At 34.0% G+C, this 24,067-nt stretch carries 17 protein-coding genes; 14 read left to right on the top strand and 3 right to left on the bottom strand.

Features of this window, described 5'->3' with window-relative positions:
• Positions 1-25: 25 nt before the first annotated feature.
• From AC1RPU_RS04505 to hxlB, 3 genes are read left to right on the top strand one after another with little or no spacing between them, the layout of a single operon-like run.
• Positions 26-985, top strand: a complete 960-nt coding sequence (locus AC1RPU_RS04505; RefSeq protein WP_481761515.1) for a sugar kinase — start codon at positions 26-28, stop codon at positions 983-985.
• Positions 985-1,611 (top strand): orotidine 5'-phosphate decarboxylase / HUMPS family protein, encoded by a 627-nt coding sequence (locus AC1RPU_RS04510; protein ID WP_481761514.1) that lies wholly within the window; start codon positions 985-987, stop codon positions 1,609-1,611. Before AC1RPU_RS04505 ends, AC1RPU_RS04510 begins: the two co-directional genes overlap by 1 nt.
• On the top strand, positions 1,608-2,150 hold the full coding sequence (gene hxlB, locus AC1RPU_RS04515) for a 6-phospho-3-hexuloisomerase (protein WP_481761513.1): 543 nt from the start codon (positions 1,608-1,610) through the stop codon (positions 2,148-2,150). Before AC1RPU_RS04510 ends, hxlB begins: the two co-directional genes overlap by 4 nt.
• A 72-nt stretch (positions 2,151-2,222) precedes the next feature.
• On the opposite strand, the gene AC1RPU_RS04520 is transcribed toward hxlB, so the two are convergent.
• Positions 2,223-4,223, bottom strand: coding sequence for a hypothetical protein (locus AC1RPU_RS04520; protein WP_481761512.1), 2,001 nt, complete (start codon positions 4,221-4,223; stop codon positions 2,223-2,225).
• A gap of 231 nt (positions 4,224-4,454) precedes the next feature.
• On the opposite strand from AC1RPU_RS04520, the gene AC1RPU_RS04525 reads away from it, so the two are divergent.
• The 8 genes from AC1RPU_RS04525 to AC1RPU_RS04560 all read left to right on the top strand — a co-directional run bounded on the left by AC1RPU_RS04525 (position 4,455) and on the right by AC1RPU_RS04560 (position 17,899).
• Positions 4,455-9,398, top strand: a complete 4,944-nt coding sequence (locus AC1RPU_RS04525) for a CDP-glycerol glycerophosphotransferase family protein (RefSeq protein WP_481761511.1) — start codon at positions 4,455-4,457, stop codon at positions 9,396-9,398.
• 140 nt (positions 9,399-9,538) lie between these two features.
• Positions 9,539-10,651 (top strand): AI-2E family transporter, encoded by a 1,113-nt coding sequence (locus AC1RPU_RS04530; RefSeq protein WP_481761510.1) that lies wholly within the window; start codon positions 9,539-9,541, stop codon positions 10,649-10,651.
• Between the two features lie 61 nt (positions 10,652-10,712).
• A complete protein-coding gene (gene tagD / locus AC1RPU_RS04535; protein ID WP_481761509.1) occupies positions 10,713-11,105 on the top strand; it encodes a glycerol-3-phosphate cytidylyltransferase in 393 nt (130 codons plus the stop codon).
• A 52-nt stretch (positions 11,106-11,157) separates the two neighbouring features.
• Positions 11,158-12,363, top strand: coding sequence for a CDP-glycerol glycerophosphotransferase family protein (locus tag AC1RPU_RS04540; RefSeq protein WP_481761627.1), 1,206 nt, complete (start codon positions 11,158-11,160; stop codon positions 12,361-12,363).
• 149 nt (positions 12,364-12,512) lie between these two features.
• Positions 12,513-14,018: an ATP-binding cassette domain-containing protein gene (locus tag AC1RPU_RS04545; RefSeq protein ID WP_481761508.1), complete on the top strand. Its 1,506-nt coding sequence runs from the start codon at positions 12,513-12,515 to the stop codon at positions 14,016-14,018.
• Between the two features lie 24 nt (positions 14,019-14,042).
• The gene (locus AC1RPU_RS04550) at positions 14,043-14,774 is read left to right on the top strand and encodes a LysM peptidoglycan-binding domain-containing protein (protein ID WP_481761507.1); all 732 of its coding nucleotides are present in this window, start codon (positions 14,043-14,045) and stop codon (positions 14,772-14,774) included.
• Positions 14,775-14,856: 82 nt separating this feature from the next.
• Positions 14,857-16,200 carry a hemolysin family protein gene (locus tag AC1RPU_RS04555; protein WP_481761506.1) on the top strand — a complete coding sequence of 448 codons (1,344 nt, stop codon included), beginning with the start codon at positions 14,857-14,859 and terminating at the stop codon, positions 16,198-16,200.
• 121 nt (positions 16,201-16,321) lie between these two features.
• Positions 16,322-17,899, top strand: coding sequence for a peptide chain release factor 3 (locus AC1RPU_RS04560; protein ID WP_481761505.1), 1,578 nt, complete (start codon positions 16,322-16,324; stop codon positions 17,897-17,899).
• A gap of 46 nt (positions 17,900-17,945) precedes the next feature.
• On the opposite strand, the gene AC1RPU_RS04565 is transcribed toward AC1RPU_RS04560, so the two are convergent.
• Complete coding sequence (locus tag AC1RPU_RS04565; protein ID WP_481761504.1) at positions 17,946-19,028, bottom strand: MucBP domain-containing protein; 1,083 nt, start codon at positions 19,026-19,028, stop codon at positions 17,946-17,948.
• Positions 19,029-19,179: 151 nt separating this feature from the next.
• Positions 19,180-21,411 carry an ATP-dependent Clp protease ATP-binding subunit gene (locus AC1RPU_RS04570; protein WP_481761503.1) on the bottom strand — a complete coding sequence of 744 codons (2,232 nt, stop codon included), beginning with the start codon at positions 21,409-21,411 and terminating at the stop codon, positions 19,180-19,182.
• A 202-nt stretch (positions 21,412-21,613) separates the two neighbouring features.
• Here AC1RPU_RS04570 and AC1RPU_RS04575 point away from each other — a divergent pair, with 202 nt between their 5' ends.
• The 3 genes from AC1RPU_RS04575 (at position 21,614) to ptsP (ending at position 23,941) form a co-directional block, all read left to right on the top strand.
• Complete coding sequence (locus tag AC1RPU_RS04575; protein WP_057973672.1) at positions 21,614-21,802, top strand: hypothetical protein; 189 nt, start codon at positions 21,614-21,616, stop codon at positions 21,800-21,802.
• Between the two features lie 151 nt (positions 21,803-21,953).
• Positions 21,954-22,220, top strand: coding sequence for a phosphocarrier protein HPr (locus tag AC1RPU_RS04580; RefSeq protein WP_409022159.1), 267 nt, complete (start codon positions 21,954-21,956; stop codon positions 22,218-22,220).
• A complete protein-coding gene (ptsP, locus tag AC1RPU_RS04585) occupies positions 22,220-23,941 on the top strand; it encodes a phosphoenolpyruvate--protein phosphotransferase (protein WP_481761502.1) in 1,722 nt (573 codons plus the stop codon). The genes AC1RPU_RS04580 and ptsP overlap by 1 nt, the downstream gene beginning before the upstream one ends.
• The last annotated feature ends 126 nt before the right edge of the window (positions 23,942-24,067 follow it).

Here is a 24,067-nt window from a genome sequence, read left to right on the forward strand (position 1 = left end):
AGAGACATGAAGGGAAGAAAATATAATGAGTGAAGTTATAACAATTGGCGAACCAATCATTACATTTGCCTCAAAAGATATGGATCAAAGCTTATCAGAATCAGTTAATTATGTGAAAATATTAGGTGGCGCAGAATTAAACGTAGCGATCGGAGTTAAACGCTTAGGGCATGATGTTGAATATGTTTCTCGAGTTGGAACAGAACCTTTTGGCCAATACGCGAAGAGTATTATTTCAGGACATGGTGTGGGTATCGATTATATTAGCGAAAGTGAAAATCATTGGACGGGGCATCAATTGAAACAACTCGTATCAACGGGTGACCCAGAGACTTTTAATTACCGTAAAGGGTCAGCTGCAGCTCATTTAACAAGTGATCGAATTGATGCAATAAATTTAGATGATGTTAAAATAGCGCATATGTCTGGTATTTTCCCAGCTATTTCAGATGTGGCCGAAAAAACATTTAGAACGTTATTAACACGCCTTGTGGATAACCAAAAATTCATTACATTTGACCCTAATTTACGACCAACATTGTGGAAAAGTAAAGATTATATGGTTGCGACCGTTAATGAACTGGCAGGTTATGCAGATGTTGTTTTACCAGGTGTTGAAGAAGGAAAAATTCTGATGGGCAGTGATAATCCAGAAGAAATTGCCGACTTTTATTTAAAAGGCAAACGGACAAAAACGGTAATTGTTAAAATAGGTGCAAGTGGTGCATTTATCAAAAATTCAGATGGTAGTATGAAAACGATTAAAGGCTTCAAAGTGGATAAAGTTGTGGATACTGTTGGTGCAGGCGATGGATTTGCATTAGGCGTTATTACAGCATTATTGGAAAACAAATCTATGGAGTCAGCCGTTTTACGAGGAAATGCAGTTGGTGCGCTTCAAGTTCAGACACCAGGTGATAATGATGGCTACCCAACACCTAAAGAACTACAGGATTTTTATAAAAAGGAAGGCGTACAGGAATAATGAAATTACAAGTCGCTATTGATCGCGTTACGTTAGAAGACCTTATGGAGAGCGTCAGCTACTTAGATGGTGTTGTCAATGTCATCGAAGTTGGGACCTCTTTGATTAAAGATTATGGGATAAATGCGTTAAAATCTGTTACGGAAAAAGTTAATCAATCAGAAGTATTATTTGATTTAAAGACAATTGATGAGGGTGTTTATGAATTTGAAAAGGGATTCTCTGCTAACGCGGATACGTTAACGGTTATGGCAAGTTCGTCAATTGATACGATTGAACAAGTTTATGAATTAACGGTTAATCAGAAAAAAAACATTCTGATAGATTTATTGGAAGTAGATGAGACGAAAATTGAAAAATTACAAAAATTTGATGAAGCCATTTTTGGATTACATTACTCACATGATAAGAAAGATCAAGATTTTGATGCCGTAAAAGCGGTGGCTGAATTCCATGCTAAATTTCCAAATATAAAAAAAATCGCGGTTGCCGGTGGTATTGATATTGAACAGGCAAAAAGATTGGCTGTTCAAGGTATCGTGGAAAGAATCATTGTTGGTGGTAAAATAATGAATAATGAGAAACCATTAGATATGGCAAAAAAATTTATGGAGGTTATTAAATGAGTTTACTTGATGAAATAATGGATGAAATTAACGCGGTCATTGCTAAAGTTAGTGATGACCAATTAAATGGTGCTGAGAAGTTAATTACGAAAGATAAAAGAATTTTTATCTTAGGTGCTGGGCGATCTGGGTTAATGGCAAAAGGATTCGCAATGAGATTAATGCATATCGGTTATACGGTCTTTGTAATTGGTGAGACAATTACACCGTCAATTGCAGAAGGGGATGTGCTAGTTTCTGTTTCTGGCTCTGGGACAACTAAGAGTGTACTTGAACCAACTGAAAGTGCTAAGAAAATTGGCGTTAAAGTAGTCGGGCTTACAAGTAACGGCGAGTCTCCTTTAGCGAAAGTATCTAACTCAGTTGTCGTTGTGCCTGGTGCAACAAAAGCTGATAATAGTGTAAAGTCAATCCAATTATTGAGTACGCTATTTGATCAAAGTGTGCATATTGCTCTGGATGCATTAGTGCTGAAGGTAAGTCGTAGAGACAACGTATCAAATGATCAGGCGAAGGCGAGCCATAGTAATTTAGAATAAAAAATAGCAACTATCATTTTTAAAATGGTAGTTGCTATTTTTTAGGATAACTATAGTTACAACAATGGTTGATTAATAACCGGCTGTTGTTGACTTAATTAACTCAGGTGTTCTATTAAATAACATGTAGGCGTAACCGTTAATGATTTGCATCCCTTCAGTTTCTCGTGAAGAATTGATACGGGTATACGAAACATCATTTGTTGTTAAGGCACTGTTATGATTATTATCAACTGTTAATTTCGAAGCGTTAACAGCGACAAAAGCGTCATCTGTTACGAGGTAAACTTTATTTGTTTTTGAACTATAAGCAATTGATTGTGGAGAGTCACCCACCCGGTTGGCTAATTGTCCAACGACTTTTACGGTGACTTTATTGTCGGCATCTATAGATCCCTTCCAAATTCGAATATACTTACCGGCTGAACCAGATCCGCTACCAATCATTGTGTATGAATAGAAGTTATTGTTATCTGCAAAAGTTAAATTATTACTTTGCATAAAATTACCATAACCATCGTTCCATTGCATATTAGTATAGTTATCAGGTGCTAGCGTTGACGAATTGATATGTTGAATAGTTACTGTGTCGGATTCAGTAAGTGATTTTGAGCTTGTATCACGATACATGTAGAGACCTTTATTTGAACCATTTGTTTTATAATCTAAAGATTGACCATGGCCTATTATGAATTCAGGACCGACTTTAATGATAGATTCATATTTTTTGTATGCATTATATTTAGAAACATAGAAATTATATTTACCTTTATAAGTTGAAGCAGGGTAGTTTGCTTTGTAGTAGCTAAGAGATTGCGATTGACGGAGGTAGTAAAAAGCCTGCCATAATTCTCCAAATCCCTTACTATTATTTAGATTTAATGCGTTCATCTTATCAGTATCAAAACGGACAATCTTACCAGTTCCTTTTTTCGAATCAGTTGAGATTGATGCATAAAGGTAGTGACCATTGATAACAAATCCTTGTATATTACCCCAATCACCACTTGATTTATATGAAGCAGTTAAGAAATAATTTGTTTTAAATTGTTTTGAACCAGTTGCATTATAAGTACTACCTGATTTTGTTGTTGCATCAACTGAAGAATAATTAGGCTTTTTTTGATAGAAATTAGTAGCCGCAGTATTTGCTAATTTATTGCCTGTATCTAGGCTACCATCATGCATATCAACAAGAACATCTGTAGCAGGTGTCCAGGCTGCTAAATAGCCACTATAAATCCAACCGAGATCGTTTTTCCCAGTTTTAACATATGAAAATTTAGCGCCATCTTGTGTTCGTGTTTCTGTTTTGGTGATATATAAATCAGTATCGAAGTAATTTTTTGAATAATGTGTTGTTTTATTTCCATAAATAGTGTTTAGTGGTGCGTTATGAATGTTAGAGATGTCAGACGTGATACGATATTTAGTTTTTGATGAAGAAGTTTTGATATCTTTAACGGTTTCGTAATTCGTTAATGCTTTAGTATTCACATAACCATACAAAGTTCCGTCACTATATGTTAGTTTTGAGTAGCTTACATTTGATGCCGTTGTAATTTTTTTGGAAATGTAGAAAGTGGTTGAGTGATAACTAGTACCATAGTGCATAAATGTAGAAGCACCGTGTAATGCTCTTGGATAACTGTAAACATTATAAGCATTTGTTTTAATTCTAACAGGTGTATGGTTACTATCTGATTTATCTGTTTTGGGAGATGCATAAACGGTTGTGGCTTTGGTATTTATATAGCCATACGCTTTTCCAGCACCATTAACTAGCCAAGAATATGATTTTCCATCTGATAATTTAATCGTTTTTGTGATGTAAAAAGTTGTTGAATGATAACTTGAACCATAGTGCATGAACTTTGATTTTGAATTTAAAGTTCGAGGGTAAGCATAAACATTATAAGCTTTCGTTTTAATTCTAACAGGCGCATGTGCAATGTATTTTGAAGATGATAGTTTAACTTTTGCTGAGACAGAGCTAGATGTACTGTGACTGGCTATCCCTAAGCCAAGTGCTGTAAACAGTAATGTGATCCCAATGAATTTACTGATTTTCATAATTTAGAACTCCCCTATAAAATATATTTTGTGCCTTCTAATTATACATGAATATGACTGATAGGCCAATTCATTATTTGAATGGAACGGGGTTATTAATACTGATCAAAAAGTTATGGAACAGTTAAATACCATGGAATGTAATATAAAAAAAATATATTATTATAAATAGGAATGATATAATTATTAGATATTTGGACAAAAGAATTGTTAAGGAGAATACAATTAATAATGACAAAAAATAATGGATTACTCTCAGTTGTTATTTTGGGATACAATGTTGAAGAGTTCATTGAAGAAAGTATTGAATCAGTTCTTAACCAAAGTTATGAACAATTAGAAATTATTTTAGTTGATGATGGATCAGTTGATGGGACTGCCGAAATTATGGATCGGTATGTATCACTTTTTGACAATATTAAAGCAATTCACAAAGAAAATGCTGGACCTAGTGCTGCTAGAAATGCAGGAATTGAAGCCGCTACCGGAGAATATATTGCCTTCGTAGATGGGGATGATTTATTACCAGTTGACGCATACAGTCTTTTGATGGGGTCGGTAAAGATGACTGATTCAGACTTGGCAACTGGTGCAGTTAAACGATTTAATTCTAAACGTAGTTCACGTTCTTACATTCATAAATTTGCTATTAAAGATACTGTTTATGAAACATCAATTGCAGAACACCCAGAATTAGTTTATGACACAACTTCATGGAATAAAGTTTATCGATTAAATTTGTTTATCGACAATAATTTGCGCTACCCTGTGGGAATGTTATATGAAGATATTCCTGTGATGATGGCAGCTCATTTATTGGCTAACCATATTGATATTATTACTGATATTGTATACGAATGGCGTTGGCGTGAAGGTGATAGCAAATCTATCACTCAAAGTCGAGGTAATGATATTCAACATTATAAAGACCGATTGGAAATGCTAGAGTTAACGCGTTCATACATGAAAAAATATGGGGCAACTCAAAATGTTATGGATGCATTTGATCTGAAATTATTAACAACTGATATTCCGCTATCAATGCAAGATATTCGAGAATCGGAAGAAGATTACATATTAGAATTTCAAAAAATTACAGTCCTACTTATTAGAACGATTAATCCAGAATTATTTAAGCAATTATCAATTAAAAATCAAATTCAATATGCTGCTGTGTTACAGGGGAATATTAAAGACTTAAAAAAATATAGTTATCGTCGTAGAAATATTGGAAAAATTGTTGAAAAAAATAATCGCTATCAATATGAAGATCCGGCTATCTCTTTAGATGTTGCTAAAGCGGTTGATGTGGGACAATCACAAAAATTCGAACAACGAATCTTAAATGTTTTTTCTGATGAAATGACAAGTGAGATAGTTATTAAGGGTTGGTTGCAACTCAATCAATTGAAAGTTACAAAAAAATTAGACGAAAAATTTACGGTTAATTTGATTAACATTATAAATGGGAAAGAAATGCCAATTACGTTTGAACGAGAAACCGTCAAGCGTCGTCGTCATTTATTTAAGCACCGTAACTATCGTTATTTTAGAATGTCATTTGATCAACAAGAGGCATACAAAATATTAGGAAACGGCATTTGGAAAATACAAGTTAATTATCAAGTTAAAAATATTAATGTGACGGAATTTTTAGCTAATCCTAAGCGTAAATTTATAAGTAATATTTTTTCTGGTAATGATTATCAAATTAAAACTGATTTTAGTTTTGACTGGGCATTAGCTTTTAATGCGATGACTTTGACAGCAAATGAAATAAAGACGGAAAAAAATGTTCAAGCTAATCTAATTCAAGATATTAGTGTGAATGATAGTAAATTAGTGGTCTCTACATGGTTAAATAATCCTGAAAGTACGAAGTTAATTGTTACTGAAAATAGTGATGATGAAATTGCGCCTCAAATTAGTGGACAAAAAATAAATGTTAGTGAACATCAAGTGAAATTTGAATTCTCAATAACTGAAGTAGCCGAGTTAAGTTCTGTAACACAAAAAAGACTCCAGTTAATTGATGAAAAAGAATTGAAATTAAGCTATGAGTTTGAACATGTTGATAAACCGCAAGAATATGAAATAGCACAATATAGTTTACTCGTTCAAAAGAATATGAAGGAAATGATTGGACTAAATATCGCACCACATTTTTCAAAACTAATGGATGTCCAGTGGTTAGATAATAGTCGGCTACGATTAATCGCTGAAAATACATTGTTTCAAAGTTCAGCAGAAAAAATTGTTTTACGTGTAATCGATCAAGAGGAACAATATAAATATCAATTTAATGACGTTACTGTCGATGATAACGGTCAAATAATCGTTAATTTGAATTTAATTAATGAACAACAAGACAGTTTCATTAAGGCAGCAAAATATAATCTTTATCTTGATTTTTATAGTGCTGACCAAGTTGTTCGTTCGCAAATTACAACTGAACCAGAACGTGTAGAAACGCTAGAAAGTCGTACAAATCATTTAGCAAGAACATCATTATACGAAACAAAAAACAATTTTTTGGTTTTAAACCAAAAATTATCGTGGGATAAGCAGGACGCAACCAAACGAAAACGGGCAATTAACTTCTCACTATATTACCCGCTACAACGTTTATTACCTTTAAAGAAGAAAACGATTGTCTTTGATAGTTATTGGGGCGCTTATTTCAATGGTAATGAAAAAGCCATTTATGATTATGTCCAAGAAAACATGCCAGATTATGAATGTGTCTGGTTATTCAAGGATCCGAATACAACAATAACCGGCAATGGTAAACGAGTTCGCTACTTCAGTAAAAAGTATTGGTATTACATGGCGCGAGCTAAGTATTTTATTGAAAATACTAACCTCCCTAACCAATATGCAAAACGAAAAGGACAAGTTGAAGTTCAATCGTTACATGGAACCTTCATGAAAACGATGGGATTTGATGAACCTTATTTCAAAGATGGTTCAAAAGGACGTCAGAATAATTTCATGAAACGAATTAAGCGTTGGGATTATCTTGTTTCACCTTCGCCATATATGGATGAAACAGCTAGTCACGCATTTAATTTTGAAAAAGAGGTTGTTCACTCTGGCTTCCCAAGAAATGATGTACTTTATAAAAAGAATAATGAAACTGATATCCTTAAAATTAAAGAATCTATTGGCATGCCATTGGATAAAAAGGTCGTATTATATGCACCAACCTACCGAAATAAAGACGGATTTGATTTTGAGTTAGATATTAAACAAATGCAAGCTAAATTGAGTGACGAATATGTGTTATTGGTAAGGCTACATTATTTCGTTGCCAATAAAATTGATCTAACTGAATTTGAAGGATTTACTTTTGATGTGTCTAATTATCCAACAGTTGAAGATTTATATTTAATTGCGGATACGTTAATTACTGATTATAGTTCAGTAATGTTTGATTACGCACATCTTAAACGACCAATGATTTTCTTTGCATATGATTTAAAAGATTATACAGAAGATACACGAGGTGTTTATCTCGATTATAATGGTACGGTTCCAGGACCAATTGTGGATACAACGGCAAAAATAATTGACGAATTAAGCGATTTTAATCATCTACAGACAACCTACGCGCAACAATTGATTGAATTTTATGATAAATTTTGTACGTATGGTCGTCAAGGGGATGCTTCAAAGCAAGTTTTTGAAGCAATGATTAGCGATCACTTATTACCACAAGAACCAAGCGTTCAAGTAATTAGAAATAAAATTAAAAAGATCGTTAAGTTTAATAAATGGTATCCAAAAGCATTTGGTATTATCGGTAAAATGTCAAAGAAAGATATTATTATATTTGAAAGTTTCTTTGGTCGTAAATATAGTGATAATCCAAAAGCTATCTATGAATACATGAAAGACCGTTACCCTAAATATAAGATGTACTGGAATGTGAACCAGGATTATGTTGCTTATTTTAAAGAAAATCATATTCCCTATGTGACACGATTCTCATTTAAAGGTATTTTCAAACAAGCTCGAGCAAAATATTGGTTTACGAATGTTCGTCGACCATTATGGTGGGTTAAACCTGAAGGTACAACAATTGTTCAGACATGGCATGGTACGCCATTAAAAACGATTGGTGTTGACGTAAATACAGGGTCAATGCCTGGCGTTGATGCTGCTAAATATCATAGCCAAGTTACAAAAGATTCTGATCGTTGGGATTATTCTGTTACGCCAAATGAATATTCGTCAGATATTTTCAGACGTGCATTCCGTTTGAACCGTAACCAAATGATTAATTCTGGCTATCCTAGAAATGATATTTTAACGAATTATACACAGACAGATATCAATCGTATTAAAGCAAGTTTAGAAATTAATCCAAACAAAAAAGTTATTCTATATGCACCTACTTGGAGAGATAATGAATACGTTAAAGCTGATTATTTCACGGCTAAGTTACATCTTGATTTAGATAAGATGAAAGCAGAACTTGGCGATGATATTATCGTTCTTGTTAGAACGCATTATTTAATTGCTAACTCATTAGATTTAACTGATTATGAAGGCTTTGCGCTGAACGTTGCTGATTATGAAGATATTAATGATTTATATCTTATTAGTGATCTGTTGATTACAGATTATTCATCTGTTTTCTTTGATTTTGCAGCGTTAAAACGTCCTATTATTTTCTTTGCATATGATTTAGATGAGTATGCAAATGATATTCGTGGTTTTTACTTTGACTACGAAAAAGAAGTACCAGGACCAATCGTTAAGGATACAGATGCTGTCATTACTGAGATTAAACGAGCATTTGCAACGGATGAACGCCATCACAATTATGATCAATTTGTAGCGACTTATAATGCTTGGGATGATGGACATGCAACTGAACGGTTAGTTGATTTTGTCATGAATGGACGCGTTTATGAAGCTCAAGAAACAGTAGTTGAAGAAACGACCGTCCATGTTCAAGATGGTGCTGAAGTTTGGTCAAAGGTTTATGGATCTAAAAATTATAAATTTGTAAAAAATATTGATGCCAGAGTTACAAATGAAGGTATCGTGAATAAAACGGGTTATTTAATTGATCCTATTCAAAAAAATAAAGTCGGTTCGACATTACTGTTTATCACGATGAGTGATGGGACAACCGGTTGGATTGATAAAAGTGAAGTAATCAATTAAGCAGTTTAAAGACGCCATTTGGCGTCTTTTTTTTGAATTAATTTATCGTTCAATAATGAGGATAAGTGAAACGCTATAATTGTTAGACAGGTTACGGTATAATGAAATTACTATACATAAATTAAAGGAGAACCATATCGATGCTTGATAGATTAAAAAAGTCTAAATTGATGTTTTGGTCACTTGAATTATTAATCGTTGCCTCGTTAATTTGGATGTGTACAAAAATAAGTTTTATTTTTAGTCCAATAGGAACGTTTATTTCCACATTATTTATTCCGATTATTATATCTGGGTTTTTATTTTATTTATTTAATCCGGTCGTTAAATTTTTAATGAAAATAAAAATCAAAAAATTCAAATTTTCTCGAACGTTGTCAGTTGCCATTCTATTTGTATTCCTAGCAATTCTTTTAGTTGCCTTAATAGGGTACCTGATTCCGAGAGTAGTCAGTCAGCTAAGTCAATTGGTGGTTAACCTACCAGATTATGCAAATGCAGTTAGTGAGTCGTCAAAAGATACGTTTAATCATTTAAATAAATATGCTTGGTTTAAAGAAATTGATTTTACTAGCTATTTAAACCAGTTTGAAAATTCTATTGGGACCTACTTCAAATCAATTGCAACCAATTTGACGAACTCGATAGGATCAATGATTGGGGTTGTAACGAGTGTGACAGTTGTTGCACTGACAGTACCTGTGATGTTGTTCTATATGTTAAAAGATGGTCAAAAACTAGTCCCAACGCTTAAAAAACTTGTTCCAGAAAAACATGGGGATGAGCTCGTTGAGTTACTTGACCGCATGGGTGATACAATTTCAGCGTACATTGGTGGACAAGCTATTGAATGTATTTTCGTTGGGGTATTTACCGCTATTGGTTATTCAATTATTGGTATGCCGTATATTTTGTTACTAGGAGTTGTGGCTGGCCTTGCTAATATTATTCCTTATATTGGACCCTATATTGGTATTTTCCCAGCACTGATTATTGCGGTAACACAGTCTACTCAAATGGTTATTTTTGTCGTGATTGTTGTGTTAATTGTCCAACAAATTGATGGTAATTTTGTCTATCCTAATGTTATAGGCAAATCATTAAATATACATCCATTGACGATTATTGTATTATTACTAGTAGCTGGTAACATTGCTGGGCTTCTAGGAATGATTTTAGGAATTCCCTTATATGCTGTTGTAAAAGTTGTTATTAAATACTTTTACGATATTAGACAATTGCAGGAAAAATAAGACAGTCATAACAGTTTATGATAAAATAAATTATTATTGATAACGACGGAGGAGCAAAAACATGAAAAAAATAATTACTTATGGAACATTCGATTTATTACACAAGGGTCATGTACGTATTTTACAACGCGCTAAAGCAATGGGCGACCATTTAACAGTTTGTATTTCAACAGATGAATTTAACGCAATTAAAGGGAAAAAGGCTTACACATCATATGAAGATCGTAAGTTCATTTTAGAAGCAATTAAGTACGTAGATGAAGTGATTCCAGAAACTGAATGGGACCAAAAAATTAGTGACGTCGTCGATAATCAGATTGATACATTTGTGATGGGTGATGATTGGGCAGGTAAGTTTGACTTTTTAAGCGATTACTGTGAAGTTATTTACTTACCAAGAACAGATGGTATTTCAACAACAAAAATTAAAAAAGATTTAGGGATGAACTTGTAAAATATTTTATTATTTTATCTTTTGTAGTAAGGAGAACAAAATAATGAATGAAATTAAAAAAATAGTCCAAAAAGTGGTTAAGCGGATTGGTCGCCAAATTTTAATAACGTTAAATGATTTTACAATTAAATTTTCAATTAAAAAACACCAAGTTGTCTTTGAAAGCTTTAATGGGCGCGATGTTAACGATAACCCGATGGCCATTTACAAGCAGACTAGACGAGATCTTGGTGAAGAAAATGCGAAGCTTTTATATTTTAGCGTTAAACCAAGCATGTACACTAAATTAAAAGAACAATATCCGGAAATTAATTTAATTAAACGCTTTGGATTTTCTTGGACTATCAAAATGGCGAGGGCTGAATTTTGGGTCTTTAATTCAAGATTACCTATTTGGTGGAAAAAGAATCCGAAGACTACATATATACAAACATGGCACGGGACACCGTTGAAACATTTAGGAATGGATATTGAAAATGTTTCAATGCCAGGTACAACGACAGCGTTATACCATGCTAATTTTAAAGTGGAAACAGCACGTTGGGATTATTTAATAGCGCCTAATCATTATTCAAAGCAAATTTTTGAAAGTGCATTTGCTTTTAAAAATAAATCCTTGGATATTGGATACCCAAGGAATGACATTTTATATGCGGATAATAATGAAAAAGATATTAGAGCTTTAAAGAAAACGTATCTTGGTAATGAAGATGCTAAAGTGGTTCTTTATGCGCCAACATGGCGTGATGATAGCTTTTATACTCAGGGTGTTTATAAATTCGAAATGGCTTTTTCATTCGAATCATTCTTTCAACATGTATCAGACGATACTATTTTAATTATGCGGCCTCATTATTTAGTTAAGAATAGTATTAATATCGAAGGATTTGAAGATCGTGTTAAAATAATGGCAGATGAAAATATTACTGAATTATATTTAATGAGTGATATGATGATTACGGATTATTCGTCAGTGATGTTTGATTTTGCTAATTTGAATCGACCAATGATGTTTTATTGTTATGATTTAGAACATTATCGGGATGAACTACGCGGCTTTTATATCAACTTTGAGATGGAAGCGCCAGGACCAATCGTAGAAAAAGAACCAGATTTCTATAAACAATTGGATGTCTATACGCAAAATGGTGATTATCCTGGTTACGAAAAACAATTTAAAGATTTTCAAAATAAATTTATTGAATGGGATAATGGAAAAGCTTCTCAAAAAGTTTCTGACATTATCTTAGGTAAGTAAGCATATTCTCCTTTTGGGAGGATATGCTTTTTATTTTTTAAAATATAAATACTGATAACATCGGATAAGATGTTAATTTTTAGTGATTAATGGTAGAATTGTATAAGCGTAAGTGTATACATGTTATTATTGAGAATTAAAATAACTGAATGATTAATGGTGATAAAATGGAAGATTATAAAATTCGATTAGAGTATGTTACAAAAGGTATAACAAGTAAAAAAAATCGAAAAATTGATAAAGATTCGAAAGATATTTATTGGGCTTTAAGGGGCATCTCGTTTGATATTTATCGTGGTGAATTTTTTGGTATTATTGGCATGGGTGGCTCAGGGAAAGCAACGTTATCTGACATTCTAGCCGGTAAAGCCAAACAAACAACGGGTTTTCTAACGATGGCCGGTCACACGACGATTGTATCATATGAGACACAATTAAAACGCGATAAAACGGCTGTGCAAAATATTCAAGAAGCAATTACTGATTCTAAGATTGATTACAAAAATAGTGATCAAACTTTGAATAATGTTTTAAATTTTGCTGACTTAGGGGTATTAAAAGAAAGTAAAATTGAAGATTACTCTCCCGATATGCGTGCGCGAGTTGAGTTAGCAATGGCCTTCTTCATTGAACCTGATATTATTATTTTAGATGGTATTCTATCAGCATTAGATGATATTTTTTATCAAAAAACGGTTGATAAAATTAAAAGCCTACAAACAGAGGGCAAAACTTTTGTACTTGCTAGTCAAGATTTACAACAAATGGAGTTCTTAACAGACAGAATTGCCTGGATTCAAAACGGTCAACTGATGGATATCGGTGAGTCTGAAAAAGTCGTTATGAGTTATTTAGATTTTGTTGCTTGGTACGATAGTTTGACTGATGAGAAACGAAGTGAGTACGATAAACAACGTGATTCAGAACGTAAATCATTTAGTGTAGAGACCTTATATACACAATATAAAAAAACGCATTTTGATCCTGATATGCCTCGATCAATTGAGTTGCGTCGTAGAGATGCCTTTTATAACGGACAAGCATTTGACGATACAAAATATTTTTTAAAAAAGAAAAATGGTAAAAAGCACGGTAAACTAGCTTTGATGGTTATTGGTATTTTGATTTTAGCAGTGATAGGAACAGTTTCTGCCAAGTATGTTCAAATGAACAATGACAAGCAAGAATCGAGTTCAATCGCCCAACGTCAGAAGTCTGTAAGTGAATCAAAAAAAATAGCAATTTCAAGCTCAATTAGTAGAGCTGATGTCTCTAAAAAAGTGGTGGCATCTTCTAAATCTAAATCAGCTAAAGCTGCTTCAAGCAAGTCAGCCAAACGGTCTGCTGAAAAAAAGCGGCAGAATGAGTCGCTTGCTAAAGCTAAGGCAGAAAGTGAATCCGTTCTAGCTAGAGAGTCATCTGAAAGGGTGGCTAGTTCTGAGTCAGCAGCAAAAGAAAGTAGTGAAAAGAAGGAAAGTAGTGAAAAGAAAGAAAGTATCAGTAAAATTAGTACGAAGATGTTTGAGGTAGGTAGTGGGGATAGTTTATCAAGTATCGCGACTGCCAATGATACAACCAGTGATCAATTGATGGACATCAATGAATTATCATCAAATCTTTTGCATGTAGGACAAAAAATAAAAGTACCTAAATAAATGTGAGTTAACTCGGAGGAAGTTATGAAATTAAGAACGAAAGTAATTATTGGTATAGTTGCAGTTGTGTGTATCGGTGGTGGGACGATATTAGCTAGTACGAAGGCTGGTCATGACGTCGTTGAGTGGGTTGCTACTCGTGGGTCATCTGACCAACAAAAAAAGGAGTACGCTGAACAACAAAAATTAGCTGAATCGAAATATGGTAAGAGTAAGTCTAGTGAAAAATCAAAACCAAAATCAAAAAAGAAGAAAACTGAAAAGAAAAAATCTGTGTCTAAAAAAAGTAAATCAACGTCGTCTTCGTCGTCAAGTTCTAATATTGATACGGATACGATAACTGTTGTTTATGGTGATTCATTGTCATCTATTGCGTTAAGCCATGATATGACAGTGAAGGAACTAATTGCATTAAATGACATGGAAAATACAACATTAAGACCTGGGCAAACGCTTAAGGTCGTTGCTGGAAGTGGAAAAAGTATAGATACTACATCTTCAGATACAACAGGCACAGATAATACAAGTTCTGATAATACTACTTCAGACAACACAACAAGTTCATACTCTAATGACGATACAACTTCAGATAGTACAAGTACAGCAAGTTCATACTCTAATGCTGATACAAGCTCAGATAGTACAACAAGTTCAGATACTTCTAGTACCGATAACACAACAAGATCATATTCTAGTTCAACATCAGATACAACTAGTTCAACGAGCTCAACTAGTGATGAGACAACTAGCAATTAGCAATCGGATTTCTGCATGTTAATAGGTGTATAATATCCGTAGGTTAAAAAATAAAGACAAATGAATTGGAGCGGATGAGTAAATGAGTTCAGACCCTGGTCACGAACTGCTGTTGCAGCTGTTATTATTAGTCATTTTGACATTAGTGAATGCCTATTTTTCAGCTGCAGAATTAGCAGTAGTTTCAGTAAATCGTAATAAAATTGAGGCAGAGGCGAAAGCTGGAGATAAAGGTGCAATAAGAATTCTTGGTATATTAAATAATTCGACATCATTTTTATCAACTATCCAGATTAGTATTACTTTTGCCGGGTTCTTGTCTTCAGCTTTTGCAGCAACATCTTTGGCTAAATATGTTGAACCATTGTTTGGGAGTGCTGTGTGGGCACATGATGTTGCAGTAGTTATCGTTACGTTGATTTTATCTTATTTTTCATTAGTTTTAGGAGAATTATATCCTAAACAATTGGCACTACAGATGCCAGACAAAATTGCCAGAGCAACGACTGGGCCTATTCAACTTATTGCGATTGTTTTCAAACCATTTAACTGGTTGTTATCAATTTCAATCCGTGCATTAGAAAAAATAACACCAATTAAGTTTAATAAAAATAATATTGAGGTTATTAGTCGACAAGAAATTGTTCATATGATTCAAACTGGTGAAGAGCGTGGTGCTATTGATTCAGATGAATATGAAATGATGGAAGGCGTTATTTCGTTACATACGAAATTCGCTCGTGAAGTTATGGTCGCTAGAACTGATGCTTTTATGATTGATTTACAAAACGATAATGATCGTAATATTGATGCTATTTTAAATCAACCTTATTCTCGTGTACCCGTTTATAGTGATGATAAAGATAACGTCGTTGGCGTTGTTCATATCAAAAATTTGCTTAAAGCTGCTAGAGCAAAAGGGTTCGATAGAATTAGTTTACGTCAAATTATGCAAGAGCCCATGTTTATTCCAGAAACGATGGCTGTTGATGATTTGTTATTCGAAATGAAGAAAACACACACTCAATTAGCTATTTTATTGGATGAATATGGCGGTGTTGTTGGACTTGCCACAATTGAAGATTTAATTGAAGAGATTGTTGGCGATATCGACGATGAGTCAGATAGCCCTGATGATACATTGAGAAAAATTAATGCACATGAATATATCGTACAAGGTCGAATGACACTTGACGATTTTAATGATGAATTTAATTGTGATATCAACGTTAAAGACGTAGACACAATTGCGGGATTCGTCTTAACTGAATTAGGTCGAATTCCCGGTAATAATGAACAACTACAGATTACACTTCACAATGGTATACTTCTCGAAACGGAAAAAATGGACGGTTCTCGATTAGTGGAATTGAAAGTTATGATTCCCGAAACACGGTTAAAAGATACTTTAAAGAGTAAAGAATAAAATATGGGATGATAAGGTCAATAGAACTCTAATAAGTTCCATTGACCTTATCATTTTTTACGTCGAAGTTCATTATCATTTATGATAAACTATGAGTAATATGTTTTAGAGAGGACAAAAAATGAATACAGAAGAATTAGAGACTCAAGTAAAAAAACGCCGAACATTTGCGATTATTTCTCATCCCGATGCTGGTAAAACAACCATTACAGAACAATTACTTTTATTCGGTGGGGTTGTCCGTTCTGCCGGAACAGTTAAGGGTAAAAAATCTGGTACTTTTGCAAAATCTGATTGGATGGAAATTGAAAAGAAACGTGGTATTTCTGTTACTAGTTCAGTTATGCAATTTGATTACGCCGATAAGCGGGTTAATATTTTAGATACACCTGGGCATGAGGATTTCTCGGAAGATACCTACCGAACATTAATGGCCGTAGATTCTGCAGTCATGGTTATTGATTCTGCAAAAGGAATTGAACCACAAACAAAGAAATTATTTAAAATTTGTAAAATGCGTGGCATTCCTATTTTCACATTCATCAATAAGATGGATCGTGATGGACGTGAGCCACTTGATTTAATGGCTGAACTCGAAGAGGTCTTGGGCGTTGAATCATACCCAATGAACTGGCCAATTGGTATGGGTAAAGGCTTAAAGGGATTATACGATATCTACAACCATCGTATTGAACTTTACCAAAAAGAAGATAAAGGCATGGACTACGTTGATTTAAATGACGCCGGTGAGATTGAAGGCGACCATCCTTTAAAAGAAGATAGTATCTATCAAGAAGTGCTAGATGAAATTGAATTATTGGGCGATGCTGGTAATACCTTTGATGAAGCAAAAATCGCAACAGGGGATTTAACGCCGGTTTTCTTTGGATCAGCATTAACTAACTTTGGTGTAAAAACGTTCTTAGATATTTATTTGAACTATGCACCAGCACCACAAGAACATAAAACGATTGAAGAAACAACGATACAACCAACAAATGAACATTTTTCTGGGTTTGTTTTCAAAATTCAAGCAAATATGAATCCTAATCATCGTGATCGAATTGCGTTTATTCGAATTTGTTCAGGTGAATTTGAACGTGGGATGGATGTTAAATTAGCAAGAACTGAAAAGAAAATGCGTTTATCTAATTCAACCCAATTTATGGCAGATTCTCGTGAAGTTTTAGAATCAGCTGTAGCTGGCGATATTATTGGATTATATGATACTGGTAATTTCCAAATTGGCGATACAATCAGTAACATGAAGAAACCAATTACCTTTGAAAAATTACCTCAATTTACGCCTGAATTATTCATGAGCGTTAATGCTAAAAATGTAATGAAACAAAAATCATTCCATAAGGGTATTCAACAGTTGGTTCAAGAAGGTGCTGTTCAATTATATAGAAGTTACAACACGGGTGACTATATTCTGGGTGCCGTTGGTCAACTTCAATTTGAAGTCTTCCAATTCAGAATGTTAAATGAATATAATTCAGAAGTTATCATGACACCAATGGGTTCTAAAACAGCTCGCTGGATTGATCCAGAACAATTGGATGAAAAGATGTCAAGTTCACGTAACTTACTTGTTAAAGATCGACAAGACTTACCGTTGTTCTTGTTTGAAAATGCATTCGCAGAACGCTGGTTTGCTGACAAATATCCAAACGTTACATTAACATCAAAACTATAAACGAAAAGAGGTATACCAATTGGTATACCTCTTTTTTGAGTGCTTATTAATTTAATGAGTAAGGCATTTTGATGTAAGTTTCATCAATAAAACCACCATCTTTTAATTCAAACCAAACATCATTACTTGATGATAACTGACTGATTAAAGTAACTTGTGTATTGTCAGCTAAAACTCGTAATTTTTTACCATAAGGTTTAGTGTAAATAGTTACAGATTTATTAGGAATGTAATCAATTGAAGCAGAGTGATTGATTATTTTTTTAGTAAATTCATTGGTGTCATTGTCGGGTAATAAAGCATATTTGGGTTGAATAATCATTTTTACATTAGAAGTACTTTCTAACCATTGATTGCCACCTATGCTGTACCAAATAGTTCCCAAATTCGTTTCGATTTTTTCAAATACTTGTAAAATAACGCCAGCAGGTAAGAAGGCGGGATAGGAGTTACCCTCGGGTAAGTCATAAGGACGTACGCGTTTTGTAATCTGGATGTATGCGTCAATTTGATCGACGGTTTTCCAATTGATGTTGCGATAATAATAGTAGATGGTTTGTTGTTCATTTGTGAAAGTACCATAACTAGTTTTTGAGGCACGCAATAAATTGAACCCTGGAATATTGACAGGGTCATAAGTGAAAGGGTCATTCAAATGGCCACGTAGTAAAGTGGGTGAGCCGATTAAGTAGCCACCATCAATATCTTGATTATAAATCCAAACGGCAGCGCCATGTTTCTTTTCATAGCTTAAAATAATAGCACCATAGTTGGTTACAAAAGTACTTGTGAATCCCGAAATGCCAACTAGATTATAATCATTGATTGGTTCAAATTGAAGTCTTAAATCGCTACCTATAGTGCCACTGATAATTTGCGGACGAGATAGATTATTATTATTTTGGTCTTTATAGTAAACAATCATTGTGGCATCTGAAACAGATGTTGGTAGAAAAGTTTTTTCTTCAATGACTTCATGTTTCTTTTGTTTTGGTGCCTTATATTTTTTTGTTGATTCAGAATTGAATACAAATTGTATATCGGAAGTGGAAGTAGGTTGGTCATTTTTTGTAAAAACAGACAACATATTCCGGAAGAAATCTCTTAAGGCGATTTTAATCAGCTCCATTCATAATCTAATATCATAATTATAACCTAAAAAGATTAATTATTGGGGAAAAGTGTTTGAAATATCGTTTATTTATTTAAAAGAATGAATAAAATAAAAAAAGATGCAGACTCAGAAAAAATTATCTGAGTCTGCATCTTTAGTTTAGCCTTTACTTTTCAACGTTAGAGTCGGAATCTTTAACATCAGTAGTTGTATCGGCTGATATCTTAATTTCATCTTTTTCAATTTTTGCAGCTAATTTTGTTACATCAGGATTATCAAGGTAGAAGTCAGCTATTTGATCTTCAATCTGTTCCTGGATAACACGTCTTAGTGGACGAGCACCCATTGCGGGATTGTAGCCTAAATCAACTAATTTTTCTTCAACCCGATTTGTAACGTGAAGTTCTAAGTTTTGATTTTTAAGAACTTTATTAACGTCATCAAGCATGATACTTACGATTGAAACTAAGTTTTCTTTACTTAATGAGTTAAATTCAACGATGTCATCAAAACGGTTTAAAAATTCAGGACGGAAGTAATTTGATAGTTTATCAATGATGGCATGGGTTGCACCAGTTGACGTTGCACCAAAGCCAACATTTGCTTCAGCATCAGCACTACCAGCGTTAGATGTCATAATGATAATCGTATCTTTGAAACTTACCACGCGACCTTGTGAATCTGTTAAACGGCCATCTTCAAGAATCTGCAAGAACATATGCATAACATCAGGATGTGCTTTTTCAACTTCATCTAACAAGATTAAACTGTATGGATTACGACGAACTTGTTCAGTTAATTGACCAGCTTCTTCATAACCAACATAGCCAGGAGGGGAACCAATCAATTTAGAAACTGAATGGTTCTCCATGTACTCACTCATATCGAAACGAATCATTGATTCTTTTGTTCCAAATAATTCTTTTGATAATTGTTTAGCAAGTTCTGTTTTACCAATTCCAGTTGGTCCAACAAACAAGAATGATCCGATAGGACGCCCAGATTTATTGAATCCAATCCGGTTACGGCGGATGGCGCGGGCCACTTTATCAATGGCGTCATCTTGGCCAATGACATTAGCTTGAAGGGAAGTGGCTAAATTTTTCAATTGTTGTTGCTCTTTTTCCTTTAGTTCGCCTACAGGAATCCCTGTTTTTTCTTCAATAATTTGTTCCATTTCTTTTTCGGTTACAATTGGTAATTCATCAGAATCAGTATTACTATCTTGTAATTCTTTGAATTTTGCGACTTGATCGCGATAGTAGGCTGCTTTTTCATAATCTTCGTCGGTTAGTGCAGCTTGTTTTTGAGTTTCAGCGTTTTTAATTTTTTCTGCAACTAATTTGGGATCAATAGCTTTAATGGTTAAATTCATTTTTGACCCAGATTCATCAAGTAAATCGATGGCTTTATCTGGTAAAAAACGATCTTGAATGTAACGGTCAGAGAGAGAAGCAGCAGCTTCAATTGCTTCATCACTATAATGAACATGATGGTAAGCTTCGTATTTCTTTTGAATACCTTTTAAAATGACGATTGACTCTTCGACACTAGGTTCATCAACTTGGATAGGCTGTAAACGACGTGCAAGCGCAGCATCTTTTTCGATTTGACGATATTCATTTAGAGTTGTTGCGCCAACGAGTTGTAATTCGCCTCGAGCAAGAGCTGGTTTTAGAACGTTACCGGCATCCATACCACCTTCAGCATTACCAGCGCCTACAATTTCATGAATTTCATCAATGAATAGAATGATAGACTTATCATTTTTAAGTTCCTTCATTAATTGTTGCATTCGTTCTTCGAACTGACCACGAATACCCGTTCCTTGAACTAATGAAACAACATCTAATCGAATAACTTGTTTGTTTAAAAGTTTTTGAGGAACAGCTGAATCAACAATTTTTTGAGCTAATCCTTCAACGACTGCTGTTTTACCAACACCAGCTTCGCCGATTAGAACAGGATTATTTTTTGTCCGACGATTCAAAATTTCAATGATTTGATTAATTTCTTGATCGCGACCAATGACCGGGTCAATATTTCCTGCCCGTGCCTCATCGGTTAAATTAAGACCGAATTGACCAAGGATTGTATCCTTACCATTATTTTTATTAGCGCCACCATTTCTACCAGCTTGGGTAGGAGGTGTCTGCTCTTTTCTTTGTGAACTATTATTTTGACTATTTGGTGCAATCGCATTAAATAAATCATCAAGGTTACCAAAGCTAAATGGATCTTGTTGATTATTACGGATTTGACCATTACTTAAACGCTCTTGTTCATCTTTTAGTAATCGATAACAATTTTGACATAAATCGTATTCTTGATGTTGACCATTTAAGTTAGTTGATAAGTGTATTGTCGCTGGATTGATTTGACAATTTTGACAGATCATATGTGTCACAACCTTTCATATTTCGTTCGTATAGTTTAGTTTATCTAAGATCAAAAACATGTTGACCATCTTTGACCTTCGATGAATAGTATACAAAATATGGAAAAATTCTGCAAGCAATTAGAACTCCTTTTTTACATTTTATGGAGGCTAATCTATAATGAATTTAGTATAGTAGATTTTAGTGAAAAGAGGTTTGAAAATGAGCGAAGATTATAAAGCAAAAATTGATGCATTGATTGCTGGTGAAATAGAGACAATAACAATCAACCCAGATGAATTTATGGCGTTTCAACTTGTTTGGCAAAAAGAAAAATTACGTAAGGCAATCGTTGGTAATGCGCAAAGAGAAGGTCAAATTATTTACAAATATGTTAGTTTGAAAAACTAAAGACTTGTATCATTTTTTAAATAATGGTATTATTTGTCTCTAAAGACTAATGTGTTTAATTTATTAATGAAAACGTGTTCTTTGCTTTTGTTAGTGGGTTATGCATTTTTCTAAAATAAAAAAATATAGAACATCAAGGAGATAATTAATTATGGAAAAGAAAGACTTTCACGTAATCGCAGAAACAGGTATCCACGCGCGTCCAGCTACATTATTGGTACAAGCAGCAAGCAAATTTACTGCTGACGTTGCTTTGGTTTACGGAGAAAAATCAGTAAACTTGAAATCAATCATGGGCGTTATGTCATTAGGCGTTGGTCAAAATGCTGATGTAACAATCACTGCTGATGGCGCTGACGAAACAGATGCAATCGCAGCTATTACAGAAACAATGACGAAAGAAGGACTTGCTGAATAATGTCGAAAATGCTAAAAGGGATTGCTGCTAGTGATGGTATTGCCATTGCTAAAGCATATATGTTAGTTCAACCCGATTTGTCATTCTCGCAAGTAAGCATTGAAGATCCAGAGTCAGAAATCAAACGCCTTGATGCTGCTGTTGCAGCATCAAGTGAAGATTTGAAACTAATCAAACAAAAAGCTGCAGAAAACCTCGGCGCAGAAGAAGCCGAGGTTTTTGAAGCTCATTTGACAATCCTTTCAGATCCTGAACTTATGGGCAACATTGGCGATAAAATCAAAAATGATAAGGTCAACGCTGAAGCAGCATTGAAGGATGTCACAGATATGTTCATTTCAATGTTTGAAGATATGACTGATAATGCTTATATGCAAGAACGTGCAGGCGATATTCGTGATGTTACGAAACGTGTAATGAGTCATTTATTAGGAGTTACAATTCCTAATCCTGCTCTTATCGATCAAGAAGTTGTGGTCGTTGCACATGATTTAACACCATCGGATACAGCCCAATTAAATCGTAAATTTGTTAAAGGATTTATTACTGATGTTGGTGGACGTACTTCTCATTCTGCTATTATGTCTCGTACGCTTGAAATTCCTGCTGTTGTAGGCGCTGGTGATCCAACGACTGCAATCTCAGAAGGTGATATGGTTATTGTTGATGGTATCAATGGTGACGGAATTATCAATCCTACTGCTGAAGAAATTTCAACATATGAAGCAAAAGCAAAAGCTTTTTCTGATCAAAAAGCTGAATGGGAAGAACTAAAAGACGCTAAAACAGTTACTGCTGATGGCGTACATTTTGATTTAGCTGCTAATATCGGTACACCTAAGGATGTTGAGGGTGCAGTAGATAATGGTGCTGAAGCAGTTGGTTTATTCCGTTCAGAATTCTTATACATGGATGCTAGTGAATTACCTTCAGAAGATGATCAATTTAAAGCTTATAAAGCTGCAGTTGAAGGTATGAATGGTAAACAAGTAGTTGTAAGAACAATGGATATTGGAGGCGATAAGGAATTACCTTACTTGCCATTACCAGAGGAAATGAATCCGTTCTTAGGATATCGCGCAATCCGTATTAGTTTGGATCGTCAAGATATTTTCAGAACACAACTTCGTGCTCTACTTAGAGCTTCTCATTATGGACAATTAGCAATTATGTTCCCTATGATTGCAACTGTTGATGAATTTAAATCAGCAAAAGCTATCTATACTGAAGAACGTACTAAGTTAATTGACGCTGGTGTACCAGTAGCAGATAAACTTGAAGTCGGTATGATGATGGAAATTCCTGCTGCTGTTATGAACGGTGATCATTTGGCTAAGTATGCTGATTTCTTTAGTATTGGTACAAATGATTTAATTCAATATTCAATGGCTGCTGATCGAGGTAATGAACAAGTGTCATACCTTTACCAACCTTATAACCCATCAATTTTACGTTTGATTAAAATGGTAATTGATTCGGCTCATAAAGAAGGTAAGTGGGCAGGTATGTGTGGCGAAATGGCCGGCGATCAAATTGCCGTACCTATTTTAGCTGGAATGGGACTTGATGAATTCTCAATGAGTGCTTCGTCAATTCTTAAAACACGTAGTTTAATGAAAAAATTAGATACAACAAAAATGAAGGAATTAGCTGATAAAGCTGTTTCTGACTGTGAAACTAATGAAGAAGTTATTGCATTAGTTGAATCTTACATGAAATAAATTAAACACAAAAAAACTGGTAATTTCGATTATCAGTTTTTTTGTGTTTAATTGGGAATAGATGAGAATAGTCTACTTTTATTGCATAACGGGTGAGAAACCAATATAATTAAAACTATTATATTA

Source organism: Dellaglioa sp. CoH-55-MRSF-7 (assembly GCF_056782235.1).